The sequence below is a fragment of the Pseudomonas sp. UBA5706 genome (genome assembly GCF_002419965.1).
Classification (GTDB): Bacteria; Pseudomonadota; Gammaproteobacteria; order Pseudomonadales; family Pseudomonadaceae; genus Aquipseudomonas.
Window position 1 is genome coordinate 22161 of sequence record NZ_DIHC01000042.1, and the last position, 19902, is coordinate 42062.

Here is a 19902-nt window from a genome sequence, read left to right on the forward strand (position 1 = left end):
ACATCGCGATTTGTATTGCTTGGGCTTGCGTGCAAGAAGAGCAAAAGCAGGGATGCACGCCTCGCGCAAAGACGCGTTCGATGCGCAGCCTATCAGTCGCCGCGATATACGCAGCCACTGGTGCAGGTTTCATGAATGCGAATAGCTGACAGCTCTGGCAGCAGCGGTTTTAACTCGTTCCAGATCCACTTCACCAACACTTCGCTGGTCGGGTTTTCAAGGCCCGGAATGTCGTTGAGGTAGTTATGGTCCAGACGCTCGTAGAGCGGCTTGAAGAGGGTTTTGATCTCTGAGAAGTCGCGAATCCAGCCGGTATGCGGATCGGGTTCGCCTTGCAGATAAATCGCGACCCGGAAGGAGTGCCCGTGCAGACGCCCGCACTTGTGGCCTTGCGGTACATGGGGGAGGCGATGGGCGGATTCGAATGTAAATTCCTTGAAGATTTCCACGGTATTGAGAGCCTTGAAGAGGGGCGGTCGCCTGAGCGAAAAATGCAGGTGGCGAGTTTACCAGCAATGGTTTGCCCAGGGACAGGCGAGGCCTGATCACCAGGTTAAGTCAGTCCGTTTCAAGCCAGCGCTTCAAGCCTTGCGGCTAAACGTCCACTGTCCACCAGATCGATAAACTCATCGCCCAACCGTCGGCTCTGTTCCATGGCGGTTCGCCAATACCGCTGACGCTGCTGATCGTTGCCGACTAAACGCTTGAAGTCGTTGCGGTCCGGCAGCTTGCCAAAGGGCAGGCTCGCCAGGTATTCGCGAGACGGCGCCAGCAGCACGACATCCTGCAAACGACCGAGATCGCCGCGCCGCCACGGCAGGGTCTTATCGAACCAGCCGGGGATGATTTTGTCGGTGAAATGCGGATACAACACGATGTCGCTGCCGCTGTAGGGCAGGTCCAGGTGATAGTCCAGCAGTCCACCGTCGCGAAACGTACCCGGCCCGACACCTGGAATGTGCATCACGCCTTGCATCACCATCGGAATCGACCCCGAGGCCAGCAGCGCCTGACGCAAGTTGGAAGTATCGAGGTGCAGGCTGCGGGACGGAAAGTCCGTCAATTCCAGAAGCGGCGGGGCCAATCGCGAGTCGTGCATGATCAGGCGCTCGAAATGCCGCGACAACCGTGCACGCCCCAGCAGGTTGTTGGCAATCACCGAGCCCAGGCCCAGCCCCAGGCTGCCGCGATGGTCCAGCGCCAGCAGCCCATGGCTTTTGACGATCATGATGTTGAGACGGTAATGCGGGTTGCTCAACACGCTGGCATCGCGGTCCTGTAACAGGTCATCGAGCATCTTCACGCAGCTGCTGCTGACCTCGGCCATGGTCACGCCTCTGGCGAAACGTTGCTCGTTGTAGAGCATGCCCAGCCGTTCGATGCCGGCCACGGGGTCGGGCAGGCAAGCACTGGCAAACCGCCAGGAGCCGATGGACGCGCCGATCAGCGAGCGTTGGCGCTCGAAGCGCGGCAGCCATTCTCCGAACAGGGCCAGGTCCAGACCCTGGATGCCCAGCGCCTTGGGACCGCCCGCGGCACCGGGAATGATGCCGACGTCTGCCGCAGCCAAGCCTTGCTCGCGGATCCGGGCCATTGCACGTTTGCCGGCCTTGATCGTCAGCGCGGGCGTCTTGATGTGAATGGCGCTCATAGAGGCTCCTGGGGTGAACGAAGGCGGATTATATCCACTGGCGAGCGATGGGAAAGTGCGGTCCCCGCCAAACATGAGGCCATGGGGCCGCGAGCGTTGAGGCTCGTTTCAGCTTCAATTAAGGTCGATTGGTTAGGGTGACTTCCGTCAACGAGACGACCACAACGGAGAGTCACCATGAAAACCTTTACTGCCCTCATCGCTGCCAGCGCCTTCGTACTCACTGCCGGTTACGCACAGGCCAAGGATCTGGGACCGGATGAGGCGCTCAGGCTGCGAGATGCGGGTATTATTCAGTCTTTCGAAAAGCTTAATGCCGCGGCGCTGGCCAAGCACCCGGGCGCAACGGTGACCGAAACTGAACTGGAACAGGAATATGGCAAATACGTTTATCAGGTCGAACTGCGCGATGCCAAAGGCGTCGAGTGGGACGTCGAGTTCGATGCCACCAATGGCCAGATCCTCAAAGATCATCAGGATACCTGATGACCGCCGGTAAACGTCCCTCTGAACGTTTCGCTTACTGCCTGCTGACCACCTGCGTCGTCATGGCGTGCACGGTGTGTACGGCGCGGGACCTGAATCAGGATGAAGCGCTCAGGCTGCGCCAGCAGGGCGTGATTCTGCCGCTTGAGCAGTTCATCGAGCAGGCGTTGGGGCGTTATCCGGGCTCGAAACTGCTCGAAGCAGAGCTGGAGGAAAAGCACGAGGTGCTGGTCTACGAAATCGAGCTATTGACCTCGGACCACGTGGTGCGCGAGCTGAAATTCGACGCCCGCACCAGTCGTCTGCTCGAAGACAAGGAAGATGATTGATGCGCCTGTTACTGGTTGAAGACAACGTGCCTCTGGCCGACGAACTGATTAGCGCGCTCAGTCGCCAGGGTTATGCCGTGGATTGGCTGGCGGACGGGCGTGACGCGATCCATCAAGGGGCGAGCGAACCCTACGATCTGATCGTGCTCGACCTGGGGTTGCCCGGTCTGCCGGGGCTCGATGTCCTGCAGCAATGGCGCACCGCAGGTCTGTCGACGCCGGTGCTGATCCTGACCGCCCGCGGCTCCTGGGCCGAACGGATCGAGGGGCTCAAGGCCGGTGCCGATGATTACCTGACCAAACCCTTTCACCCCGAAGAACTGCAACTGCGGATTCAGGCGCTGCTACGCCGGGCTCGCGGGCTGGCCAATCAGCCGAGGCTGGAGGTGGCGGGACTGCATCTGGATGAGGGCCGTCAATGCGTGAACCGTGACGGCGAAGACATTCAGCTCACTGCCGCCGAGTTTCGTCTGCTGCGCTATTTCATGCTGCACCCCGAGCAGATTCTCTCCAAGAGCCATCTGGCCGAGCATTTGTATGATGGTGAAAACGAGCGCGACTCCAATGTGATCGAAGTGCACGTCAATCATTTGCGGCGAAAGCTGGGCCGCGCCGTGGTCCAGACGCGACGCGGCCAAGGCTATCGGTTCGGCGGGAGCGGCGGGTGAGGTCGATCCAGCGAAGGCTGAGCCTGGGCCTGATCAGTGTGTTGCTGATCGTCGGGCTGGTGCTGGCGCAGGTCAGTCTGTGGCTGTTCGAGGTCGGGCTGCAGCGCTATCTGGAGTCCGGGCTGCGCAACGACGCCGAATTGCTGTTGATCGCCATCGTCCGTGGTCCCGACGGCCTGCAGCTGGACGAGCAGCGATTGGCCCCAGGCTATCAACGGCCATACTCGGGGCGTTATTTTCGTATCGATTTCGATGGCGGCCATTGGCGGTCGCGGTCGTTGTGGGACCTTGAATTGCCACAGCCCGACGACACCGGCCTGCACGCGGATCTGGAGCTGGAAAAGAGCAAGCAGTCCCTGTTGCTCCTGCATGCCGAATACCGCAAGTTCGGGCAGACGGTTTCCATCACGGTCGCTCAGGATTACACGCCGGTGCAGGCCAGCTTCGCCCGGGTGCAGCGTATCGGCCTGGGCCTGGGGCTGGCGGCGTTGATCCTTATCCTTCTATTGCAGCGCATCACCGTACGCCGCGCCTTGCGCCCGCTGGACCGGGCGCGCGAGCAGATACTCCAGCTGCAACAGGGCCAGCGTTCGCAGCTCGATGAACAAGTGCCGTTGGAGCTTGAGCCACTGGTCGCACAGATCAATCACCTGCTGGCGCATACCGAAGACAGCCTTAAACGTTCGCGCAATGCCCTGGGCAACCTGGGCCATGCCCTGAAGACACCTTTGGCGGTTTTGATAAGCCTCACCGAAGGCCAACAGCTTGAGCAGCACCCGCAGGTACGATCCAAACTGCGCGATCAGTTGCAGCAGATCCAGCAACGCCTGGAGCGTGAGCTCAACCGCGCGCGATTGTCCGGTGAAGCATTGCCGGGCGTGCGTTTTGATTGCGACGTCGAACTGCCGGCCCTGTTATCAACCGTGCGCATGATCCATGGCGAGCATCTGGATTTGACCTATCACGTCGTGCCGGGGTTGGTTTTGCCCTGGGACCGGGAAGACACCCTGGAGCTGCTGGGTAACCTGCTGGACAACGCCTGCAAATGGGCCGATAGCCTGGTGCGCCTGACGGTCATCGAGGCGTCAGGGAGGTACTGCCTGCAGATCGATGATGACGGCCCCGGCATTCCCGACGCACAGCGCGCCGAGGTGCTGGGTCGTGGCAACCGCCTTGACGAGCAGGTGACCGGTCATGGGCTGGGGCTTGGCATCGTCAAGGATATCGTTCAGGCGTGGGGCGGTCGGATTCAACTGCTGCACAGCCCCTGCGGCGGTTTGCAGGTGCGTATCGACCTGCCGGAGCGCCAGGCCGCGCCACGCTAATTCATTGGCCGATTGACTGCCGTCGCGACCTCAACTTTTGCTGTGCTGCGCCGTTAACCGATAGGGAGCCCTACGGCGTAACGCACACAATAAAAAAGGTCACGATACCTATGCGGGTAAATCTGAAAGCCAAAGTCCTCGCCCTTGCGGTCCTTCCGGTACTGCTGTTCGCCCTGATTATCAGCGTCAGTACCGTCTTCATGTTGCGCCACCAGGCCGACCGCGAAGTCGAGGAAACCCGTCAGCATTTATTGGCTGAAGCCAAGACGACCCTGCAGAGCTACGTCGCAGTGGCGATGGGGACCATCAAGCCGCTGTACGACGCCTCCGCGCCAGGGGACCTGGAAGCGCGTGCGCAAGTCATCAAGTTGCTCTCGCAGGTCAAGTACGCCAAAGACGGTTATTTCTTCGGCTACGACTCCCAGGCCGTTCGCCTGTTCAAGGGGGATAGCCCGGATGGCATCGGCAAAAGCTTCAAGGATGCCCGGGACCCTAACGGCGTTTACGTCAACAGCGGCCTGGTGGACGTCGCGAAAGCGGGCACCCATTTTCTGGAATACTCCTCGCCGCTGCCCGGAACCAGTGAGCTGGTGCCCAAACTCGGCTATACCGAATACCTGCCCAAGTGGGACATGGCCTTCGGCTCGTCGGTGAATATCGACAACATCGATGCCAAGGTCGCCGAAGTGCGTCAGGGCGTCGTCGACCGTACGGAAGAGTTGCTGACCACGATCATCGGCATCGCGGTGCTGGTGTTGGTCATCATCGGCGTGATTGGCGCCTGGACCGCTGGCAGCATCCTGCGACCACTGCGCCTGATGAAAGCCAATCTTGACGACATCGCCGCCGGAGAGGGCGACCTGACCCGGCGGTTGGCAGTGACCTCGCATGACGAACTCGGCGAACTGGCGGGCTCGTTCAACCGCTTTGTCGACAAGATTCAGGGTCTGGTGCGGCAGATTGCCGAAATGACCTCGCAGCTGACGGGGCTCGTCGGTGAAGTCACGGATCAGGCGCAACGCTCCGAGCAGGCTATGGAGCGTCAGCGCCACGAGACCGATCAGGTGGCCACTGCGATCAATCAAATGTCGGCGGCGGCGCAGGAAGTTGCCAAGAGCGCCCAAGGCGCCTCGGTCGCCGCGCAACAAACCGACCAGGAAGGCCAGGCTGCCAAGCGCGTGGTCGATGGCAGCATCCAGCAGATCCACGCGTTGGTGAACGACATCCGCCACAGCGGTACGTCGCTGGACAGCCTGCAGAACGATGTGACATCCATCGTGGGTGTGCTGGGAGTAATTCGTTCCATCGCCGAACAGACCAACCTGTTGGCCCTCAATGCGGCCATCGAAGCAGCGCGAGCGGGGGAAGCGGGGCGCGGTTTCGCTGTCGTGGCCGATGAAGTTCGCGCGCTTGCCAGCCGCACGCAGCAGAGCACCCAGGAAATCCAGGGCATGATTGATCGCCTGCAGCAGGGCACCCAAGGGGCAGTGGCCGCAATGCGGCGTTCCAGCGAGGCGGGCGATGGTACCTCGGCGCGTGCCAACGAGGCAGGGGCCTCGCTGGATACCATCGGCCAATTGATCGGCACCATCAATTCGATGAACGCGCAGATTGCCAGTGCAGCCGAAGAGCAGACGTCCGTGGCCGAAGAAATCAACCGCAGCGTGCATCAGATCGCCGTGGCGGTGGAAAGCGTCGCCGACGAGACTCGACACAGCGCCAATACTTCGCGCAGCCTGACTGACCTCAATCAACGTCTTGCTCAATTGGTGGGGCAGTTCCGCATCTGACTCCTTCGTGGCGGGTGGCGAGGGCCCCGCCGCGATGTTTCTTCCTGTGCGCCAGCCATGTTTCGACAGTGCTACAGGCACTCCTGTAACGATTGGCTGACTAATCATCAGGCCGTGCGTTCAGCGCGGCTCAATGAGATGGAAGGACATGAACGACACGTCGCTACAAAACAAAACCCTGATGTTGCTACTGGTGCTGGTGACCCTCGCGTTCATCTGGATTCTGCTGCCGTTCTATGGCGCGGTGTTCTGGGCGGTGGTGCTTGGCATCATCTTCGCGCCGCTGCAACGTCGACTGCTGGCGCGCCTGGGCTGGCAGCGTAATCTGGCTTCACTGTGCACACTGGCGATCTGTTTGCTGATCGCGATCCTGCCGGTGATCATCATCAGCATGCTGATGGTTCAGGAAGGCGCGGCGCTTTATAAGAACGTTGAAAGCGGCCAGCTGGATATTCCCAAGTACCTGGCCGAGTTCAAAGCCTTGCTGCCGAACGCGACGCAGCACTGGCTGGACCGTCTGGGCATGGGCGACTTTAACGGGCTGCAAGACAAGATTTCCAAGGCGGCGATGCAAGGCAGCCAATACCTGGCGACGCAGGCATTCAGCTTCGGTCAGGGCACCTTCGATTTCGTGGTGAGTTTCTTCATCATGCTGTACCTGCTGTTTTTCTTCTTGCGCGACGGTCAGGACCTGACCCGGCGAATCCGTATCGCCATACCGCTGGCCGAACCGCAGAAACGCCGTCTGCAACTGAAATTCACGCGTGTGGTTCGGGCTACGGTCAAGGGCAACGTGGTGGTGGCGATCACGCAGGGTGCGCTGGGTGGGTTCATTTTCTGGGCACTGGATATTCCAAGTGCGCTGCTGTGGGCGGTGGCTATGGCGTTTTTGTCGCTGTTGCCAGCAGTGGGAGCGGGAATCGTCTGGGGACCGGTGGCGGTTTACTTCCTGCTCAGCGGCATGATCTGGCAGGGTGTGGTGCTGGGGTTGTTCGGGGTGTTCGTGATTGGCCTGGTAGATAACGTCCTGCGCCCGATTCTGGTGGGTAAGGACACGCGCATGCCGGATTATCTGATTCTAATTTCCACACTGGGCGGGATGGCGGTATTCGGGCTGAACGGGTTTGTGATCGGGCCGATGATTGCGGCGCTGTTCATGTCGACGTGGGGGCTGTTTACCAGTGCCAAAAAGACGGTGAGATTGCCAGGGTAGGTTTGGGTTCCGCTTTCGCGGCGGGACTGTTTTCGCCGTTTAGGTCGGTGTGCTCATCCGTTAAAGTAGCCAAAGTGCTTGCTCCCTGTTTGGCGCGAATGCGTCGGGTTCCCTCACTCCGGCGATGCTCTGTGGGTTCGCCGCCATCGGCCAACCATGGCCGGGGGCGGCTCTCGCGACATCCAGGCTGGTCGGCCCACTGCGCCTCGCCTGCACCCAAGTCGCGTTCTGCGGTGTCTGGCCTATCGTGTGAATGATCAATATCCGAAGCGCATGTAGCAGGATGACGCTGGATCCTTGGGAGCTTCCAGATCTTGAATGCGTCACTCCAGACACGCCGGACTGCTACAGGCATTGCGTTAACCGACAAGCTCTGGCTATGGCACTGGCAGTTGCTCTTCTACCGCGATAGTCCATAAAAAAGCCCCGCTCAAGAGCAGGGCTTTTCACATCTCACCTAAATCATCACAACCCGGCGTGCTGCACCAGACTCAGCAGCGGTTGCGGGTAAACGCCGAGGAAGAACGCCAGCAGGGTAATGCCCAGCAGCATCACACCCCCTGCACGTTGCGCCCAATTGACCGGCGCATCGTGACGCTGGATCTTCGAATCCTGCAGATACAGCGTCACCATGACGCGCAGGTAGTAGAAAACCCCGATGGCGCTACCCACGACCAGCGAGCCGGTCAGCCACCACAGGTGCGCTTCAACGCCGGTCGCGATGATGTAGAACTTGCCAATGAAACCGGTGGTGAGCGGGATACCGGCCAGCGACAGCATCATCACTGTCAGGACCGCCGTCAGGTAAGGACGACGCCAGAACAGACCACGGTATTCGAACATCGCATCGGCGTCGCGGCCGCTGTAGGGCGAAGACATCAGCGTGATCACACCGAACGCGCCGAGGCTGGTCAGCACATAGGTCACCAGATAAACACTGATGGCTTCGACCGCCATGCCCTTGCTGGCAACCATCGCGATCATCATGTAACCAAAGTGAGCGATGGACGAATAACCCAGCAGACGCTTGAGGTTGTTCTGAGTCAGCGCCAGCAGGTTACCGATGATGATCGACGCTACGGCAATCACCGAAATGACATCGGTCAGCACACCGCTGGTAGCCGCAGGCGAGATCTGGAACAGGCGAACCAGCACACCGAACACCGCAACCTTGCTGGCGGTGGCGAGGAACGCCGCCACGGGGGCAGGGGCGCCTTCGTACACGTCCGGGGTCCAGAGGTGGAAGGGCACCAGCGACAGCTTGAAGCCCAGGCCCACCAGCATCATGCCCAGACCTAGGCTGGCGATCGGGCTCGGCAGGCCGGTGGCGGCGATGGCCTTGCCGATTTCGCTGAAGCCCAGGCTGCCGGCGTCGGCGTACAGCAGCGCCATGCCGAACAGCAGGAAGGCAGAACCTGCCGCCGACAGCACCATGTACTTGATGCCGGCTTCCAGCGAGCGTTTGTTGAAGAAGGCGTAAGCCACCAGGCCGTAGACCGGCACCGACAGCAACTCCAGACCGATGAACAGGCTGGCCAGGTGTTGCGAGGCGACCAGCACCATACCACCGGCGGCGGCCATCAGGATCAGCAGGTAAAGCTCTTCGCGGTTGCCCGGGTAGCCAACCTTGTCTTCACCCAGATAGGCATGTGCCAGGGTGACACAGGCCAGGGTCGAGACCAGGATGATCGCCATGTACAGGCAAGAAAAGTTGTCGATCTGCAGCAGGGGGGTGACCACCAGCGGCGCGACCTTGAGGGCCGGATAAATCGACAGCAGAGCCAGGTTGAGTCCTGCCACGGTCAGCAGGAACGATTGCGAGTGGTTGCGACGCCATGCGATCCCCAGCATCACCACTACAACGGTGAGGCTGGTAATCAGCAGCGGCGCCAGCGCAATAAAGTGTTGAATCGTCAGGTCCATAGCGCTCTTACCGGGCCGAAGCGAGTTGAGTGAAGGCGGTGCCGAGCCATTGCTGCACGCCATGCATGGTCGCCGAGGAAGTGTCGAGGATTGGCTGCGGGTAAACGCCCAGCAGGACCAGCAGCACAGCCAGGCCCAGCACCATGATCAATTCCCGTCCATCCATGCCCTTGAGAATCTCCTCGGTCTTTGCAGGGCCGAAGTAGACGCGGTGGATCATGATCAGCGAGTAGACCGAACCGAACACCAGGCCGGAAGTGGCGATGGCAGTGATCCAGGGTGCGTGGATGAAGGTGCCGAGCAGGATCAGGAATTCGCCGACGAAGTTACCGGTACCCGGCAGACCCAGGGAAGCGGCTGCGAAGAACAGGCTGATGGCCGGCAGGTAAGCGATCTTGTTCCACAGTCCCCCCATCTCACGCATGTCACGGGTGTGAGTGCGCTCGTAAAGCTGGCCGCTGAGGATAAACAACGCTGCAGCCGACAGACCGTGGGCGAGCATCTGCACCACCACACCTTGCAAGGCCTGTTGGCTGCCGGAGTAGATACCGATCAGCACGAAGCCCATGTGCGACACGCTGGAGAAGGCGATCAGGCGCTTGATGTCGGTCTGGGCGAACGCCAGGAAGGCACCGTAGAAGATCCCGATCAGGCCGAGGATCATGGCGATCGGCGCGAACTCCGCCGAAGCGTTCGGGAACAGCGGCAGGGCGAAACGCAACAGACCATAGGCGGCGGTCTTGAGCAGGATACCTGCCAGGTCCACGGAGCCTGCGGTCGGTGCCTGAGCATGAGCGTCAGGCAACCAGGAGTGCAGTGGCACGATCGGCAGCTTCACTGCGAAAGCGATGAAGAACCCGAGCATCAGCATGTACTCGGTGCCGTGGGACAGCTTGGTCTTCAACAGGTCGGCGTAAGCGAAGGTGATCACGCCAGTCTGGTTGAAATGCACCAGCACCAGACCGAGGATCGCCACCAGCATGATCAGGCCGCTGGCCTGAGTGAAGATGAAGAACTTGGTCGCTGCGTAGATACGGGTTTTCTTGCCGTCTGCCGAGCTGTGACCCCAGAGCGCGATGAGGAAGTACATCGGCACCAGCATCATTTCCCAGAAGAAGAAGAACATGAACAGGTCGATGGCGAGGAACACGCCAACCACACCACCCAGGATCCACATCAGGTTCAGGTGGAAGAATCCGACGTTACGCTGGATCTCTTTCCAGGAACACAGTACCGAGAGCACACCCAGCAGGCCGGTCAGCAGAATCATCAGCAGCGACAGGCCATCGAGCGCCAGGTGAACGCTGATGCCGAAGCGTTGAATCCATTGCAGCTTGAATTCAAGCGCCCAGGCCGGGTCGGCGCCCGGGGCAGGGGCATAGGTAAACGTACCGGTGCTCCACAGCCACAGGCCGAGAATCGTCTCGAGAGACATGGTCAACAGCGCAATCCAGCGCGGCAGGGTAGGGCCGAAGCGCTCACCTTGCCAGCACAGCAGGCCGCCGATAAAGGGGATCAGGATTAGCCAAGGCAGAATCATGACGGGCTCAATTCCTTTCGCAAAGTCGCAAGGTTCATGTCAGATCGACTCATCAGACCAGCACAATCGCGCCGAGTACCAGTACGGCACCTGCGGCGATCGAAGCGGCGTACCAGCGCAGCTGACCGGTTTCAGTACGGCTCATCAGGCCGTTACCGGCTTTGACCAGGCGCGGGATCAGACCGATCGTGTGGTCGAGCGGGTCGCCACGCAGGAGACGGCAGATAGCCAGGTAAGGTTTGACGAACAGCATGTCGTAAAGCCAGTCGAAGCCCCATGCCGCGAACCACCAGGCGGACAGGAAACGACCCGGACCGCTGTTGGCGATGGCCGTGACCAGGCGACGCTTGCCGAGGAACAGCAGCGCGGCCAGCAGGATACCGGCCAGGGCGATGGCGCCCGAAGCGATTTCCAGGCTGTGCTTGGCTTCGCCACCGGCATGACCGGCGCTTTCTGGCAGCACACCAGCCAGCGGTGGATGAATCCAGGCGCCAATGAACGTCGACAGCACGATCAGCACGCCCAGCGGCAGCCAGTGAGAAATCCCATGCCCGGCGTGAGCTTCGGTCTTCGCTTGGCCATGAAAGGCGATGAAGATCAGGCGGAAGGTGTACAGCGAAGTCATGAAGGCACCGACCAGACCTGCGTAGAGCAAGTAGTCATGGCCGCTGGCGAACGCTTCCCAGAGGATCTCATCCTTGGAGTAGAAGCCCGCAGTGACCAGAGGCAATGCAGACAGGGCCGCGCCGCCGACGATGAAACTGGCGTAGGCCAGTGGCAGCTTCTTCCAAAGGCCGCCCATCTTGAAGATGTTCTGCTCGTGGTGGCAGGCAACGATTACCGCACCGGACGCAAGGAACAGCAGGGCCTTGAAGAAGGCGTGGGTCATCAGGTGGAAGATCGCGCCGTCCCAAGCACCCACACCCAGCGCCAGGAACATGTAGCCGATCTGGCTCATGGTCGAGTAGGCAAGGATGCGCTTGATGTCGGTCTGCACCAAGGCTGCAAAACCTGCCAGCACCAGCGTGGTACCCCCGACGATGCCGACCAGGTGCAGGATGTCCGGCGCCAGGATGAACAAGCCGTGAGTACGGGCGATCAGGTAAACGCCTGCGGTTACCATGGTCGCGGCGTGGATCAGTGCCGAAACCGGGGTAGGACCGGCCATCGCGTCCGCCAGCCAGGTTTGCAGCGGCAGTTGCGCGGATTTACCGACAGCGCCACCCAGCAGCATCAGGGTTGCCAGAACAATCCAGAAGTCGCCGACCTTGAAGTGCTGTGGCGCACGCACCAGCAGTTCCTGAATGTTCAGCGTGCCCAGCTGGTGGAACAGGATGAACAGGCCGATGGCCATGAACACGTCGCCGATGCGGGTCACGATGAAGGCTTTCAGTGCGGCGTTGCCATTGTTGCGGTTGCTGTAATAGAAACCGATCAACAGGTACGAGCACAGGCCCACGCCTTCCCAACCGAAGTAGATGAACAGCAGGTTGTCGCCCAAGATCAGGAACAACATGCTGGCGATGAACAGGTTGGTGTAGGAAAAGAACCGCGAGTAGCCCTCGTCACCGCGCATATACCAGGACGCGAACAGGTGAATCAAAAAGCCCACGCCGACCACGACGCCAAGCATGGTGATGGACAGACCATCGACATACAGGGCCAGGTTCGGCTCGAAGCCATCGACCGCCATCCAGCGCCACAGCACCATGGTCAGATGACCGCCTTGCGGTGGCTCGACGTTGAATTGCCAGATCACATATGCAGCCACGATGGCTGACAAGCCAATGGAGCCGACACCGATCAGGGCAGACAGGTTTTCCGACCATTTGCCGCGGGAAAACGACAGCAGCACAAAGCCGATCAGAGGGAATACGAAAGTCAGAAAGAGTAGGTTCATCCGCGCATCTCGCTGGCAGCGTCGATATCGAGAGTGTGGAAGCGGCGATACAGTTGCAGCAGGATCGCCAGGCCAATGCTGGCCTCGGCTGCGGCAAGGCTGATCACCAGAATGAACATGATCTGGCCGTCAGGCTGCGCCCAGCGGCTACCCGCCACGACGAAAGCCAAAGCGGCAGAGTTCATCATTATTTCCAGGCTCATCAACACGAACAGAATGTTGCGGCGTACCAACAGGCCCGCCAGGCCGAGGCAGAACAGGATGCCGGCGACTGCCAGCCCATGCTCGAGAGGGATTGCTGAGTTCATGGATTTACTCCTTCGCCTCGTTGCGGCCGACGTGGAACGCTGTCACCGCTGCCGCAAGCAGCAGCATCGACGCGAGTTCGACAACCAGCAGATAAGGGCCGAACAGGCTGATGCCGACTGCCTTGGCGTCCACCGTAGTGTGACCGATACCGGCACCGGTGGAATTGGCGAACAGCACGTACAGCAGTTCGGCCAGCAGCAAGCCGCCCAGCAGGATCGGACCCAGCCAGATTCCGGGCTTGAGCCAGGCGCGTTCCTGCTGAACCGAGGCCGGGCCCAGGTTCAGCATCATCACCACGAACACGAACAGCACCATGATGGCGCCAGCGTAGGCGATCACTTCCAGAGCACCGGCGAACGGTGCGCCGAGGCTGAAGAAAGTCATGGCCACGGCGATCAGCGAAATGATCAGGTAGAGCAGGGCATGCACCGGGTTCGTGTTGGTAATCACCCGCAGGGTGGCTACAACAGCAATGCCGGATGCGAAATAGAAAGCGAATTCCATCTTTCTTCCTTAAGGCAGCAAGCTCTTGACGTTGATCGGCTCGGCTTCGTTCTGTGCAGCGCCTTTCGGCTTGCCAGCGATCGCCATCCCCGCAACGCGGTAGAAGTTGTAGTCAGGGTTCTTGCCGGGACCGGAGATCAGCAGATCTTCCTTCTCGTACACCAGATCCTGACGCTTGAACTCGGCCATTTCGAAATCCGGCGTGAGCTGGATCGCGGTGGTCGGGCAGGCTTCTTCACAGAGGCCACAAAAGATGCAACGCGAGAAGTTGATGCGGAAGAAGTCCGGGTACCAGCGGCCGTCCTCGGTCTCGGCTTTCTGCAGCGAGATGCAACCGACCGGACAGGCCACGGCGCACAGGTTGCAAGCCACGCAGCGCTCCTCGCCGTCGGGGTCGCGAGTCAGCACGATACGGCCACGGTAACGCGGTGGCAGGTAAACCGCCTCTTCGGGGTATTGCAGGGTGTCACGCTTACGGAAGCCATGGCCGAAGACCATGATCAGGCTGCGTAACTGGGTACCGGTACCCTTAACGATGTCGCCAATATATTTGAACATGGGTCAAATCCTCACTGAGCCGCCAAGACGACCGCAGCGGTCACTAGCAAATTGATCAGGGTCAGTGGCAGGCAGAACTTCCAGCTGAAATCCATCACCTGGTCATAACGTGGACGAGGGATCGATGCACGCAGCAGGACGAACAGCATGATGAAGAACGAAGTTTTCAGGGCGAACCACATGAACGACAGTTGCGGCAGGATGTTGAACGGGCCGTGCCAGCCACCGAAGAACAGGGTTACCAGCAGCGCCGAGATCAGGATGATGCCGATGTACTCACCGACGAAGAACATGCCCCATTTCATGCCGGCGTATTCAATGTGGTAACCATCGGCCAGTTCCTGTTCCGCTTCCGGTTGGTCGAACGGGTGACGGTGAGTCACCGCGACGCCTGCGATGAAGAACGTACAGAAACCGAAAAACTGCGGAATGATGAACCACAGATGTTCGGCCTGGTAGTTGACGATGTCGCCCATGTTGAACGAACCGACCTGCACCACGATGCCCATCAGCGACAGACCCAGGAACACCTCGTACGACACGGTCTGCGCCGAGGCACGCAAGCTGCCCAGCAGGGCGTACTTGTTGTTCGAGGACCAGCCGGCGAACAGCACCGCATAGACCGACAGACCGGCCATGGCGAAGAAGAACAGCAGGCCGATGTTCAGGTCGGCGACGACCCAGGTCTGTGTGACCGGGATGATCGAGAAGGCGATCAGCAAGGCACTCATGGCCACCACCGGCGCCAGGGTGAAGATCACCTTGTCGACGAAGGGCGGGTTCCAGTCTTCCTTGAAGAACATCTTCAGCATGTCGGCGGCGATCTGGAACATACCGAACGGGCCGACGCGGTTAGGACCATAACGGTCCTGCCACCAGCCCAGCAGGCGACGTTCGATGAAGCTGAGCAGCGCGCCGCAGATCACTACGGCGAGCAGCACCACGATGGCTTTGAGCACAGCGATGATCGAGTCGATCACTTCAGGGGTAAACCATGTGCTCATTGTGCTGCCTCCTGCAGGGCATCGACGGTTTTCCCGGCAAGCGCCGGAGGAATGCCCGCCAGACCCGATGGCAGGGCCACCAGACCCGCCCCCAACTCTTCGTTGATGCGCAATGGCAGACGCAGGGTCTGGCCATCGACGCTCAGGCTGAGCAGGGCACCGTCGTTGACGCCCAAACGGTCCGCTTCGGACTTGGCCAGTGCGACATAGGCGTGCGGAATGCGTTCCTGAACCGGCGCGGCTTTCGAGGAGTTCTCCTCGCTGCCGAACAGGTGGAAGAACGGCACGACCTGCCAGGTGCCTTGAGCAGGGGAGAAGGCACGCGGCACGGCAGCGAACCAGCTCAGCTTGTCGCCGCTGCTTTCGATCAGGCGCACGCCCGGATCGCCTGCACGCAGGTGACCACCGACTTCGTCCTGGAACTTGTTCCACGCTTGCGGCGAGTTCCAGCCCGGCGACCAGGCGAACGGCACCTGGGAGCGGGGTTCAGCAGAGCCCGAGTAACCTTCCATCGAGAACGAGAACGCGGTGTCCTTGTCCTGCGAGGTGCGCGGTTCGTGAACACTGATGTTGGCACGCATGGCGGTACGGCCGCTGTAACGCAGGGGTTCGCGCGCCAGTTTCAGACCCTTGATTCGGAAACTGGCCGAAGGCGCTGCACCGACGATGCCAGCCAGTTGCGGGTTGTGCGCGGCACAGGCTTCGGTGACGTGGTCCAGTTGCGTCCAGTCCACCGGCTGGTTCAGCAGCGTTGCGCGCAGGGCGTGCAACCAGCGCCAGCCTTCGTGGATCTGGATGCTGGCGTCCAGGTACGTCGGATCGTAGACCTGGAAGAAGCGCTGGGCACGACCCTCCTGGCTGACCAGCGTGCCGTCGCCTTCAGCGAAGCTGGCGGCAGGCAGCACTAGGTCGGCACGGTCGGTGGTGGCGGTTTTCTGATGATCAGCAACGATCACCACTTTTGCGGCGTTCAGCGCAGCATCGACAGTGGCGGCGTCAACGCGGGTGAACAGATCGTTTTCCAGCACGACGATGGCGTCGGCCTTGCCCGAGATCACTTGCTGCAGCGCGGCATCGACCGAGTCACCACCAAACAGGGTCAGGCCCATGCTGTTGGCTTCCGGCACGATCAGGCTCAGCGAACCGTTCTTGTCGCGCAGCTTCAAGGCTTTGGCAATGTTCGCTGCCGCTTCGATCAGCGAGTTGGAACCCAGCGACGCGCCGGAGACGATCAGCGGACGCTTGGCTTCCAGCAGGGCAGTAGCGATGCGCTGCGCCAGTTCCAGCGCTTCGCTGTCCAGACCGGTCACGGCCGGAGCGCTTGGGTCGATCGCGTTTGCCACGGCGAACCCGATGCGCGCCAGATCGTCAGGAGCGGCGTGTACGCATTCTTCGGCGATGTCGTCCAGACGGGTGTCAGCCAGGCTGGCGATGAACAGCGGGTTCAGTTCGTGCTGACCGATGTTCTTCACCGCAGCGTCGAGCCAAGGCTGGACTTTCATCGCAGCGGCCATGTCTTCGGCCTTGTTCTTCACCGATTGGCGCAGGCCCAAAGCCATGCGCGCAGCGGTCTGGGTGACGTCTTCGCCGAGGATGAACACCGCGTCGTGCTCTTCGACTTCACGCAGGGTTGGAATCGGCAGCGGACTGTCCTTGAGGACCTGGGCAATCAGGCGTAGACGCTCCAGTTCACCGGCTTCGATACCTGAGTAAAAGTGCTCGGCACCGACCAGTTCGCGCAGGGCGTAGTTGCTTTCCAGGCTGGCGCGCGGCGAGCCGATACCCACGATGTTGCGACCGCGCAGCATGTCGGCGGCCTTGTCCAGCGCCTGGTCCAGGCTGAGCTTGGCATTACCTTGGGTCAGCAGCGGTTGGCGTGGACGGTCGGTACGGTTGACGTAGCCATAACCGAAACGGCCGCGGTCGCACAGGAAGTACTGGTTGACGGAGCCGTTGTAACGGTTCTCGATACGGCGGATCTCGCCATAACGCTCGCCGGGACTGATGTTGCAACCGCTGGAGCAGCCGTGGCAAATGCTCGGTGAGAACTGCATGTCCCACTTGCGGTTGTAGCGCTCCGAATGCGTCTTGTCGGTGAACACACCGGTCGGGCAGACCTCGGTGAGGTTGCCGGAAAACTCGCTTTCCAGCGTGCCGCTTTCAACGCGACCGAAGTAAACGTTGTCGTGGGCGCCGAAGACGCCCAGATCAGTGCCGCCAGCGTAGTCTTTATAGAAGCGCACACAGCGGTAGCAAGCGATGCAGCGGTTCATCTCGTGCGCGATGAACGGCCCCAGCTCCTGATTCTGGTGAGTGCGTTTAGTGAAGCGATACCGGCGCTCGTTGTGGCCGGTCATCACGGTCATGTCCTGCAAATGGCAGTGACCGCCTTCTTCGCAGACCGGGCAGTCGTGCGGATGGTTGGTCATCAGCCATTCGACGACGCTGGCGCGGAACGCCTTGGATTCGTCGTCGTCGATGGAAATCCAGGTGTTGTCCGTGGCGGGCGTCATGCAGGACATGACGATACGACCGCGGGTGTCGTTTTCGTCGGTGTACTGCTTGACCGCGCACTGGCGACACGCGCCAACGCTGCCAAGGGCTGGATGCCAGCAGAAATAAGGGATATCGAGGCCCAGCGACAGACATGCCTGTAACAGGTTGTCTGCGCCATCGACTTCGAGCGCTTTGCCGTCTACGTGAATAGTAGCCATGGTTCAAAGTTCTTCGTTGGCCCGTTGTCAGCGGGCGTGGCTAATGGAATCTCGGTGCTGCTCCGATTCAAACAGCCGTCAGGCGCAATCGGAGCAAGGAGCGGCGGCTTCGATACCACCGTCCGGTCTGTCTTGTTATGCGCCGGCTATCGTCGGACTCTTGACCTGATTGAGGTCGCCCGCACGTACCGGTGCGATGCCTGCCTCGAACTCGGACCGGAAGTACTTGATAGCGCTGCCCAGAGGCTCCACTGCGCCCGGTGCGTGGGCACAGAACGTCTTGCCCGGGCCCAGGAAGTTGACCAGGCCCAACAACGTCTCGATGTCGCCGGGTTGACCCTGGCCTCTCTCGATGGCACGCAGGATCTTCACGCTCCACGGCAGGCCATCGCGGCAAGGGGTGCAGAAGCCGCACGACTCTTGAGCGAAGAACTCCTCCAGATTGCGCATCATCGACACCATGCTCACCTTGTCGTCCACTGCCATGGCCAGGCCTGTACCCATCCGGGTGCCGACCTTGGCCACGCCTCCGGCGTAGAACTGGCAGTCGAGATGCTCAGGGAGCAGGAAGCCGGTACCGGCGCCGCCTGGCTGCCAGCACTTGAGCTTGTAGCCATCGCGCATGCCGCCGGCGTAATCCTCGAACAGCTCACGCGCGGGCAGGCCGAATGGCAACTCCCACAGGCCAGGGTTTTTCACCTTGCCGGAGAAGCCCATCAGCTTGGTGCCCTGGTCTTCGCTGCCTTCGCGGGCCAGCGACTTGTACCAGTCGTTGCCGTTGTTGACGATAGCCGGGACGTTGCACAGGGTCTCGACGTTGTTTACGCAGGTCGGTTTGCCCCACACGCCCACAGCAGCCGGGAAGGGCGGCTTGGAGCGCGGGTTGGCGCGGCGGCCTTCCAGGGAGTTGATCAGTGCGGTTTCTTCACCGCAGATGTAACGTCCGGCGCCGGTGTGGACGAACAGCTCGAAGTCGAAGCCGGTGCCCAGAATATTTTTCCCCAACAGACCGGCGGCCTTGGCTTCGGCCACGGCGCGGTTCAGGTGTTTGGCCGCAGTGACGTACTCGCCACGCAGGAAGATATAACCGCGATAGGCTTTCAGCGCACGGGCGCTGATCAGCATGCCTTCTACCAGCAGATGGGGCAGTTGCTCCATCAGCATGCGGTCTTTCCAGGTGTTGGGTTCCATTTCGTCCGCGTTGCACAGCAGGTAGCGGATGTTCATGGATTCGTCTTTGGGCATCAGGCCCCACTTCACCCCTGTGGGGAAGCCTGCACCGCCGCGGCCTTTGAGGCCCGAGTCCTTGACCGCCTGGACGATTTCGTCGGGCGATTGCTGGGCGAAGGCCTTGCGTGCAGCGGCATAGCCATCTTTGGCCACGTATTCGTCGAACCAGATCGGCTCGCCATCGTCACGCAGCCGCCAGGTCAGCGGATGGGTTTCCGGGGTGCGCTGAATCAGGTTCGCCGGGCCGAAGGAAGTGATGGTCATACGTAACCCTCCAGCAGCTGGGCTACGCCCGCAGGCTGCAGATTGCCGAAAGTATCGTCGTCGATCATGACCGCCGGCGCCTTGTCGCAGTTGCCCAGGCAGCAGGCCGGCAGCAGGGTGAAGCGGCCGTCGGCAGTGGTCTGGCCCAGGCCGATGCCCAGTTTGCTCTGAATCTCGCCGACGATGTCTTCGTGACCGGCGATGAAGCAGACCATGCTGTTGCAGACGCGAATGATGTGGCGACCCACCGGCTGACGGAAGATCTGGCTGTAGAACGTCGCCACGCCTTCGACGTCGCTGGCAGGGATGCCCAGCACTTCGCCGATTGCGTAAATGGCGCCGTCCGGCACCCAGCCGCGCTCCTTCTGAACGATCTTCAGGGCTTCGATGGACGCCGCGCGCGGGTCCTCGTAGTGATGCATTTCGTGCTCGATGGCCGAGCGCTCGGATTCGCTCAGGGCGAAACGGTCTGTCTGGATAAGCGTGCTGTTCAT

The 19902-nt window shown here is 60.8% G+C and carries 18 protein-coding genes; 6 read left to right on the forward strand and 12 right to left on the reverse strand.

The genetic code is table 11. The features are described from left to right. Nucleotides 1-92: 92 nt before the first annotated feature. A complete protein-coding gene (gene queD / locus B3I26_RS20190) occupies nt 93-449 on the reverse strand; it encodes a 6-carboxytetrahydropterin synthase QueD (RefSeq protein ID WP_296260253.1) in 357 nt (118 codons plus the stop codon). A gap of 119 nt (nt 450-568) precedes the next feature. Continuing rightward, on the reverse strand, nt 569-1651 hold the full coding sequence (locus B3I26_RS20195) for a patatin-like phospholipase family protein (protein ID WP_296260255.1): 1083 nt from the start codon (nt 1649-1651) through the stop codon (nt 569-571). A gap of 177 nt (nt 1652-1828) precedes the next feature. Between B3I26_RS20195 and B3I26_RS20200 the strand changes: the two genes are divergently transcribed. From B3I26_RS20200 to B3I26_RS20225, 6 genes are all read left to right on the forward strand, one after another. Then, nucleotides 1829-2137: a PepSY domain-containing protein gene (locus B3I26_RS20200; RefSeq protein ID WP_296260256.1), complete on the forward strand. Its 309-nt coding sequence runs from the start codon at nt 1829-1831 to the stop codon at nt 2135-2137. Beyond that, the gene (locus B3I26_RS20205; protein WP_409522076.1) at nt 2137-2466 is read left to right on the forward strand and encodes a PepSY domain-containing protein; all 330 of its coding nucleotides are present in this window, start codon (nt 2137-2139) and stop codon (nt 2464-2466) included. The genes B3I26_RS20200 and B3I26_RS20205 overlap by 1 nt, the downstream gene beginning before the upstream one ends. Then, nucleotides 2466-3134, forward strand: coding sequence for a response regulator transcription factor (locus B3I26_RS20210; protein ID WP_296260257.1), 669 nt, complete (start codon nt 2466-2468; stop codon nt 3132-3134). Before B3I26_RS20205 ends, B3I26_RS20210 begins: the two co-directional genes overlap by 1 nt. Beyond that, the gene (locus tag B3I26_RS20215; protein ID WP_296260258.1) at nt 3131-4459 is read left to right on the forward strand and encodes a sensor histidine kinase; all 1329 of its coding nucleotides are present in this window, start codon (nt 3131-3133) and stop codon (nt 4457-4459) included. Before B3I26_RS20210 ends, B3I26_RS20215 begins: the two co-directional genes overlap by 4 nt. A 110-nt stretch (nt 4460-4569) precedes the next feature. Then, on the forward strand, nt 4570-6249 hold the full coding sequence (locus tag B3I26_RS20220) for a methyl-accepting chemotaxis protein (RefSeq protein ID WP_296260259.1): 1680 nt from the start codon (nt 4570-4572) through the stop codon (nt 6247-6249). Nucleotides 6250-6397: 148 nt separating this feature from the next. Further along, nucleotides 6398-7462, forward strand: a complete 1065-nt coding sequence (locus B3I26_RS20225) for an AI-2E family transporter (protein ID WP_296260260.1) — start codon at nt 6398-6400, stop codon at nt 7460-7462. 465 nt (nt 7463-7927) lie between these two features. Here the strand turns inward: B3I26_RS20225 and nuoN are convergent, their stop codons facing one another. The 10 genes from nuoN to nuoE form a co-directional block, all read right to left on the reverse strand. Then, complete coding sequence (nuoN, locus tag B3I26_RS20230) at nt 7928-9385, reverse strand: NADH-quinone oxidoreductase subunit NuoN (protein WP_296260261.1); 1458 nt, start codon at nt 9383-9385, stop codon at nt 7928-7930. Between the two features lie 7 nt (nt 9386-9392). Next, nucleotides 9393-10925: an NADH-quinone oxidoreductase subunit M gene (nuoM, locus tag B3I26_RS20235; RefSeq protein ID WP_296260262.1), complete on the reverse strand. Its 1533-nt coding sequence runs from the start codon at nt 10923-10925 to the stop codon at nt 9393-9395. Between the two features lie 52 nt (nt 10926-10977). After that, entirely contained in the window at nt 10978-12825 is a 1848-nt protein-coding gene (gene nuoL, locus B3I26_RS20240; RefSeq protein WP_296260263.1) for an NADH-quinone oxidoreductase subunit L, read from the reverse strand. After that, a complete protein-coding gene (gene nuoK / locus B3I26_RS20245; protein ID WP_296260264.1) occupies nt 12822-13133 on the reverse strand; it encodes an NADH-quinone oxidoreductase subunit NuoK in 312 nt (103 codons plus the stop codon). The genes nuoL and nuoK overlap by 4 nt, the downstream gene beginning before the upstream one ends. A gap of 4 nt (nt 13134-13137) precedes the next feature. Continuing rightward, complete coding sequence (nuoJ, locus tag B3I26_RS20250; protein ID WP_062380728.1) at nt 13138-13638, reverse strand: NADH-quinone oxidoreductase subunit J; 501 nt, start codon at nt 13636-13638, stop codon at nt 13138-13140. A 9-nt stretch (nt 13639-13647) separates the two neighbouring features. Continuing rightward, nucleotides 13648-14196 (reverse strand): NADH-quinone oxidoreductase subunit NuoI, encoded by a 549-nt coding sequence (gene nuoI / locus B3I26_RS20255; RefSeq protein ID WP_062380730.1) that lies wholly within the window; start codon nt 14194-14196, stop codon nt 13648-13650. Nucleotides 14197-14207: 11 nt separating this feature from the next. Continuing rightward, the gene (nuoH, locus tag B3I26_RS20260; RefSeq protein WP_296260266.1) at nt 14208-15200 is read right to left on the reverse strand and encodes an NADH-quinone oxidoreductase subunit NuoH; all 993 of its coding nucleotides are present in this window, start codon (nt 15198-15200) and stop codon (nt 14208-14210) included. Further along, nucleotides 15197-17914, reverse strand: coding sequence for an NADH-quinone oxidoreductase subunit NuoG (nuoG, locus tag B3I26_RS20265; RefSeq protein ID WP_296260267.1), 2718 nt, complete (start codon nt 17912-17914; stop codon nt 15197-15199). The genes nuoH and nuoG overlap by 4 nt, the downstream gene beginning before the upstream one ends. Nucleotides 17915-18049: 135 nt before the next feature. Continuing rightward, on the reverse strand, nt 18050-19408 hold the full coding sequence (gene nuoF, locus B3I26_RS20270; RefSeq protein ID WP_296260269.1) for an NADH-quinone oxidoreductase subunit NuoF: 1359 nt from the start codon (nt 19406-19408) through the stop codon (nt 18050-18052). Then, complete coding sequence (nuoE, locus tag B3I26_RS20275) at nt 19405-19902, reverse strand: NADH-quinone oxidoreductase subunit NuoE (RefSeq protein WP_093466804.1); 498 nt, start codon at nt 19900-19902, stop codon at nt 19405-19407. The genes nuoF and nuoE overlap by 4 nt, the downstream gene beginning before the upstream one ends.